Source organism: Flavobacterium sp., from assembly GCF_035760125.1.
GTDB lineage: Bacteria > Bacteroidota > Bacteroidia > Flavobacteriales > Flavobacteriaceae > Flavobacterium.
In genome coordinates, this window is record NZ_DASTTN010000041.1 from 1 (window position 1) to 6475 (window position 6475).

Consider the following 6475-nt stretch of genomic DNA (forward strand, 5'->3'; position numbering starts at 1 on the left):
GCTATTTATCCAGATCCAACTCGTATCAATGGTTACCTTGTAATGACTGAAGTTATGAATGCTGACGGTACAGCTCACTCATCAAATGGTAGAGCAACTATCGAAGATGATGGAGATTTCTGGTTTGGATTCGAACAAGAATATTTCATCATGGATACTAAAACTTTATTACCATTAGGTTTCCCAATTGGAGGTTACCCTGCCCCACAAGGAATGTACTACTGTTCAGTAGGCGGTAAAAACACACACGGAAGAAAATTAGTTGAAGAGCATGCAGATTTATGTATCGCTGCAGGAATCAACTTTGAAGGTATCAATCAAGAGGTTGCTTGTGGACAATGGGAATTCCAATTATTCGCACAAGGAGCTAAAAAAGCTGGTGACGAAATCTGGGTTGCTAGATACTTGCTAGACCGTTTGACTGAAAAATATGGTTACTATATCGAATATCACCCAAAACCACTAGGTGATACAGACTGGAATGGTTCTGGAATGCACGCTAACTTCTCTAACAATGTATTAAGAACTTGTGGTTCTCAAGAAATTTACGAGAAAATATGTGAGGCTTTCCGTCCTGTAACTGCTGAGCACATTGCTGTTTATGGAGCTTACAATGACCAACGTTTGACTGGTAAACACGAAACTGCTTCTATCCACGATTTCTCTTACGGAGTATCTGATAGAGGATGTTCAATCCGTATTCCTTTAATGACTGTTCAAAAAGGATGGAAAGGATGGTTGGAAGACAGAAGACCAGCATCTAATGGTGACCCATACAAAATTGCTGCAAGAATTATCAAAACTGTAAATTCAGCATTGTAATTATAAGCAAATCAAAACCAAAAAGTGCCTTCGTAATTGAAGGCACTTTTTTTATTTAGGCAAATTGCAGTATCTTTAAAAATTAATAACGAGGAATTAAAAAAATCAAATTTCACATTTGAGGATATAAAAAAACAGATACCATTATGACAGTTTGGATATTATTTATTGCATTGATTTTTATAATACTGGCTCTTGATTTGGGGGTATTTAACAGAACACCCCATATTATCAGTACAAAGGAAGCCAGCAAATGGACCGCTATATGGTTTACCTTATCCATGTTATTTTCTGGAGTGGTTTATTGGTTATATTCCACCGATTATGTATTAAATCCAGATAAATTGAAACCTTCAGTTGCTGCAATGAAATTCATAACAGGTTATTTAATTGAATTATCATTAAGTATCGACAATATCTTTGTAATTGCATTGATTTTTGCTTCATTCAAAATACAAAAAAAACATCAACACCGAGTTTTATTTTGGGGTATATTAGGAGCAATTGTTTTCCGTGGGTTAATGATTTACTTTGGCGTTTTATTGATTCACAGGTTCGCCTGGACCTCTTATCTTTTTGGAGCATTCCTTTTATTTACTGCTATAAAAATGCTATTCACCTCCGAAGATGAAGAAGAATTTAATCCTAAAAAATCTTTAATCTATAAAATTTTAGGCAAAATAATGCCAATCTCAACTCATACTGATAAAGAACATTTTTTTATAAAGACCGAAAAAGGCAATGCCGCCACACCCCTATTTGTAGCATTAATTGTCATTGAAGTAATGGATGTCGTTTTTGCAGTGGATAGTGTCCCAGCTATTTTAGCCATCACCTCCGATCCTTTTTTAGTATTTAGTTCCAATATTTTTGCCATATTAGGATTGAGATCTTTGTACTTTTTCCTTGCCAATATGCTGGAAAAATTTAGCCATTTAGAATATAGCCTAATTGCTATTTTGAGTTTTGTGGGACTAAAAATGTTATTGCATGATTATATCGAAATTCCCGAATGGGCATCATTAACCTTTATCGCTTTGTGTCTTATTATTGGCGTGATTGTTTCTTTGCAAATAAGCAAAAAGGAAAGCAGTAAAAAACAAAAAAGCAAGTATTGACAATTTCTTTAGATCATTCAAACCTAATCATAAAAAAAGGAAACCTTACGATTCCCTTTTTTTATGATTTTCAAATTTAATTATAATTTAATTTGTTGTATTTGACTTTCTTTAATATTCAACTTACTAACAACATCTAAATAACTAGCTTTATTAACAGAAGCAGCAAAATCAGCTGGCACAACAACAATTCTAAATATTTGTTGCATACTAAATTCACTTGGAACAGTTCCAAGGTCATTCCCACTCAAATAAATATCCACATAATTATAAGTAAAATTGAAATTAAAAGAAAAATCTCTTGTCCCATCATCAAAATAACGAGTTTCTGGTAAAAATTCCCAAACGGCTTTACCATTATCTACTCCTCCTAAACGATATACCAACACTACATCAGAATCATATAAAGTTGCATTTACGGGAAAATTAAATCTAACTTTAAAATTATTATTTGCCGTGAAATTATAATAATTTGCAGATGTGTTTTCATAAACAACACCCAATAATCCATCTGCTCCGTCTTGTCCAGGAATCCCTGGAGGCCCTTCAGGACCAGTACATCCTTGAAAACCAAACATCCCAATAACTGCCAAAAGTGTAATTATTTTTTTCATTTTTTTATATTTAAAAGTTCTATAAAGGTATTTCAAAAATCAAGCCAAAAAAAATTATTTTTTGGAATTTCATTCAAAATAATTCAATTAATTTTTATTTATAAAAACAATAAAGAGTCAAAATCCAGAATTCATTGTTAAAAAATCATTTTTAATTTAATCCAATCTATTTGTATCAAATTAAAAATAAACACTTTAAAGCAAAAATTCATAAAAAAAGACTTTTCTAATCGAAAAGTCCTTTCTTCGTTTTCAATAATTTTTTAATTTATTAAAACTCCATTATTTTTTAATATTTTACTAAAAAACAAAACCTGATAGGGTAAAGCATTTTCCCAATATTCCCACGTATGGGCTCCTGGACGTTCTGTATAGTCATGAGAAACTTTAGCATACACTAATCTTCTATGCAATTCTCTATTAGGTTCAATTAGAAAATCATCAACACCGCAATCTATAATTAATGCCAGTTTATTGGTTTTAATTTTATCAACCATTCCTATCACAGCATTTTGTGTGTATAAATCAGCATTGTTGCTTTGATCGCCAAAAACAGGCTGCATTAATTTTATAACTTGGTCATTTGGTTCCCGACCTAACATTGTTCCCATATCTACAGCTCCACTCATACTTCCAGCTGCACAAAACAATTCAGGATGTTTCGCTGAAAGATACAGAGCCCCATGTCCTCCCATAGAGAGCCCAGCGATGACGCGCCCTTTTTTATCATTTACCGTTCGATACGTTTTGTCAATCTTTTGGATTACTTCTTCAGTTATATAGGTTTCAAACTGACTTCCTTTATTTACAGGACTATTGAGGTAGAAACTGAACGTCTCCCCTTCTGGCATTACTATTATAATATTATATTGATCTGCTAAATTCTTAACTATATTTTTATTGGGAGTACTTGACAACCAATCCGAAAAATGTCCGTAAGCACCGTGCAAAAGATAAAGTACAGGATAAACAGCTTTTCCTTTTCCATACGAATTAGGCAACACAACAGCTGCTTTGTAAGTTTTACTCATTGCAACACTAGGAACTTGTAAAGTATCAACAGTTGAAGCGAAAGACAAAATGGTATTGCCAAATAAAAATGCTATACATAATATTAGTAAGTTTTTCATATTATTCCTTTTTTTGATGAAATGTAAATATACAATTTCCAAAAATAAAAACAGAAAACTCTCTATTTGATTAAAGAACATAAAAACACAAAACACTTATTTACAATTATTTAGTTCAATATTGATTTGTTTTTGCAATATAAAAACAAATCAATATTGAACTTTAAAAATTATTCAATAAAAGACTTCAATTCATGTCTGTATTGTGAAGCGCTTTTCCCTGTAAACGCTTTAAATGACTTATTAAAATGACTAAAATTATTAAATCCGCTTTCATAGCAAATTTCAGTAATGCTTTTGGTATTTTCCGACAAGAGTTTTGAAGCGTGAACCAAACGATAATCATTTACAAAAGCAGTAAACGTTTTATTGGTAATTTTTTTAAAATATCTGCAAAATGAGGGAGTTGTCATACTCACCAAACTCGAAACAGTATCAAGATGAATAGGTTCCTGAAAATGGTCTTTTACATGATTGAAAACCACATTAATTCTATCATTGTCCTGAACTTGCAATTCCAACGAAAAACCATCGGCATTCAAAATAGTATATTCATTATTTGTTTCCAAAGTATTCAGAATACTAATCATGCTCAATAAACGATCAAAATTAGATTGATTTTCCATCTCCTCAATTTTACACGCAATTATCTTCTTGGTTTCAGAACCAAAAGCGATACCTCCTTTTGCTTTATGCAAAAGATGTTGAATATTTTTTAACTCCGGTATTTCCAGAAAATCATTACCCAAAAAATCTGGACGCATCTGGATTACCGTTTCATTCTTATTACCTGTTTGCTCGTTTGTAAATCCGCAATGAGGCAAATTGCTTCCTATAAGAACTAGATCTCCATCTGAATAATAGGAAATATGACTTCCTATTTGCCTTTTCCCTGAGCCTCCATTGACAAAAACCAGTTCAATTTCGGGATGATAATGCCAGAGATCTGATTTACAATTGGCATTCTCAACATATCTGGAAAAAGTAAAAGAACTTCCAAAAGAAGGAGTGATAATTTCGAGTGTTGGGCTCATTTTTTTCATCTGATAGATTTTAAAGCTATTCAAATTTACCACAAAACAATTCTATATTACCAAAAATTAACATACAACGTTTTCGTTAAGTTAAAATAACACACAAATTAGAAAATACAGTTGCACAATCAAATAGATTATCGTTCTACTTTAGCATTAGAAATTTAATTACTAATTTAAAACAACAGTATTATGAAAACGATTTTAAAATTAAGTCTAGTAGTTTTAGTAGCGATGACTACAATGAGTAGTTATGCAATCGATGGTGATTTTTTACTAAATGTAAAAAAAGGAACTGGTAAAGAAATTAGTTTTTCTGTAAATGAAATTCCAAAAGCGAATGTGACTATTTATGATAAAAACCATACTATAATCTATTCTGAGGTTGCAACTGGAAAAGGTGGTATTTTAAGAACTTACAGCCTTGAAGAATTCCCTGATGGAGTTTACTTTTTGGAAGTTGAAACCAATTTGAAAAAAGTAACACATGAGATTGTTATTTCAAAAGAAGTTTCAACCTTATCTAGAAGATCAGTCGCTGAAGTGTACAAAGGGGAATTGAAAATGAAAAATCAAAATGTAGCTACAACTAATTAATTGAGTTAGTTTATTTAAGAACAAAAACTTCGAATTTTCTAAAAACAGCTCTTCTTTGGGAGCTGTTTTTTTTTATATTATTTTGTCTGACCTAAAAACAATTATTTACTATCATACAGTTGAATCACTTTTTCCAATTCTTTGCAATAAAGCAATTTATCATTTTGAAAGTTTCTTTTACTTTCCTGGGCTGCTTCATAAACCAATGCTTTGATCATAAATTGCAACCTATCAACCATATTTTTAATTGCAATATCTTTGCTCTTTGTTTTTCTATCATCTAGCTTTTTTAATTCTGTCTTCCAAAATTTAAAATCATTTTCACTTTTGGCTACTTTCAATTCTTTATCAAATTGTTCCAAAATTGAATTGGTAATTTCATTTTCTAAAACTGATATTTCATCTCTTTTTGAAATTTGGCTCTTATACTCCTTGGATTTTTTTATTGAATCAATAGTTGTTTTTATTTTTTCATCCCCTCTATTATCATAAATAGCATTGCATCTTTCATATTCCGCAATAGCAGAAATCATTTCATTTTTTCCTTTTAAGCTATCGGCTATTTTTAGATTTTCATCATAGATTTTTTTAATGGTGGTTTCCTTGGGTTTTCTAATGCTATTTTTAGAAGCTTGTATTTCTAACCAATCAAAAGCCCGAAGCATTTCTTTTTGCGATGGCCAAGTATGTGTTTGATGGCTAACAAACAAAGTGTTTTTTACCATCATTTTGTTCAACCATTCTTCATTTTTAATCATTTCCTGATAATTCATATCCTTGTCACCTACCATACCCACATATGAAAAACTAGCATCTTGCAAAGCGAACTTATCCATTTCATTAAAAGAAGCTCCACAAGCAATTACTCCTTGGAAAGCTAACGAAGAAACTGCTATATTACCTGCCAATCTTGCACCACCTGAAAAGCCAGAAATATAAAGCTCTGAAGGATTTAAATTATATTCCGTTGATACGCTTTCAAACAGACGATTTGCAATTTCTAAATTTACATCTGTTGGTCCATTTTTTGAATTATTGGAACATACCAAAATATATTTATAGGTTTCCGCAGCCAAAACAAAAGGCTCAATCCCTACTTTCCCTCTTCCTCCAGGATCAAAAATAAAGACAATAGCAGAAGGTACTTCTCTCCTATATAG

7 protein-coding genes are annotated in these 6475 nt (G+C 31.6%); 3 read left to right on the forward strand and 4 right to left on the reverse strand.

Annotated features, from left to right (window positions below; translation table 11 throughout):
- Window positions 1-822, forward strand: an 822-nt coding sequence (locus tag VFS71_RS01940; RefSeq protein WP_326399052.1) for a glutamine synthetase, incomplete at its 5' end; no start/stop codon positions are given.
- Window positions 823-968: 146 nt separating this feature from the next.
- Window positions 969-1940 (forward strand): TerC family protein, encoded by a 972-nt coding sequence (locus VFS71_RS01945; RefSeq protein ID WP_326399054.1) that lies wholly within the window; start codon window positions 969-971, stop codon window positions 1938-1940.
- An 80-nt stretch (window positions 1941-2020) separates the two neighbouring features.
- On the opposite strand, the gene VFS71_RS01950 is transcribed toward VFS71_RS01945, so the two are convergent.
- From VFS71_RS01950 to VFS71_RS01960, 3 genes are all read right to left on the reverse strand, one after another.
- Window positions 2021-2554, reverse strand: coding sequence for a hypothetical protein (locus VFS71_RS01950; RefSeq protein ID WP_326399055.1), 534 nt, complete (start codon window positions 2552-2554; stop codon window positions 2021-2023).
- 263 nt (window positions 2555-2817) lie between these two features.
- A complete protein-coding gene (locus VFS71_RS01955) occupies window positions 2818-3684 on the reverse strand; it encodes an alpha/beta hydrolase family protein (protein ID WP_326399057.1) in 867 nt (288 codons plus the stop codon).
- 170 nt (window positions 3685-3854) lie between these two features.
- Entirely contained in the window at window positions 3855-4727 is an 873-nt protein-coding gene (locus VFS71_RS01960) for an AraC family transcriptional regulator (RefSeq protein WP_326399059.1), read from the reverse strand.
- A gap of 183 nt (window positions 4728-4910) precedes the next feature.
- On the opposite strand from VFS71_RS01960, the gene VFS71_RS01965 reads away from it, so the two are divergent.
- Window positions 4911-5315: a secretion protein gene (locus tag VFS71_RS01965; protein ID WP_326399061.1), complete on the forward strand. Its 405-nt coding sequence runs from the start codon at window positions 4911-4913 to the stop codon at window positions 5313-5315.
- A gap of 101 nt (window positions 5316-5416) precedes the next feature.
- Here VFS71_RS01965 and VFS71_RS01970 read toward each other — a convergent pair.
- A partial coding sequence (locus VFS71_RS01970; protein ID WP_326399062.1) for a hypothetical protein occupies window positions 5417-6475 on the reverse strand: 1059 nt, incomplete at its 5' end.

Coding starts and splice junctions, on each gene's coding strand:
- VFS71_RS01955 (WP_326399057.1), bottom strand. CDS start 3,684: ATGAAAAACTTACTAATATTATGTATAGCATTTTTATTTGGCAATACC.
- VFS71_RS01960 (WP_326399059.1), bottom strand. CDS start 4,727: ATGAAAAAAATGAGCCCAACACTCGAAATTATCACTCCTTCTTTTGGA.
- VFS71_RS01965 (WP_326399061.1), top strand. CDS start 4,911: ATGAAAACGATTTTAAAATTAAGTCTAGTAGTTTTAGTAGCGATGACT.
- VFS71_RS01950 (WP_326399055.1), bottom strand. CDS start 2,554: ATGAAAAAAATAATTACACTTTTGGCAGTTATTGGGATGTTTGGTTTT.
- VFS71_RS01945 (WP_326399054.1), top strand. CDS start 969: ATGACAGTTTGGATATTATTTATTGCATTGATTTTTATAATACTGGCT.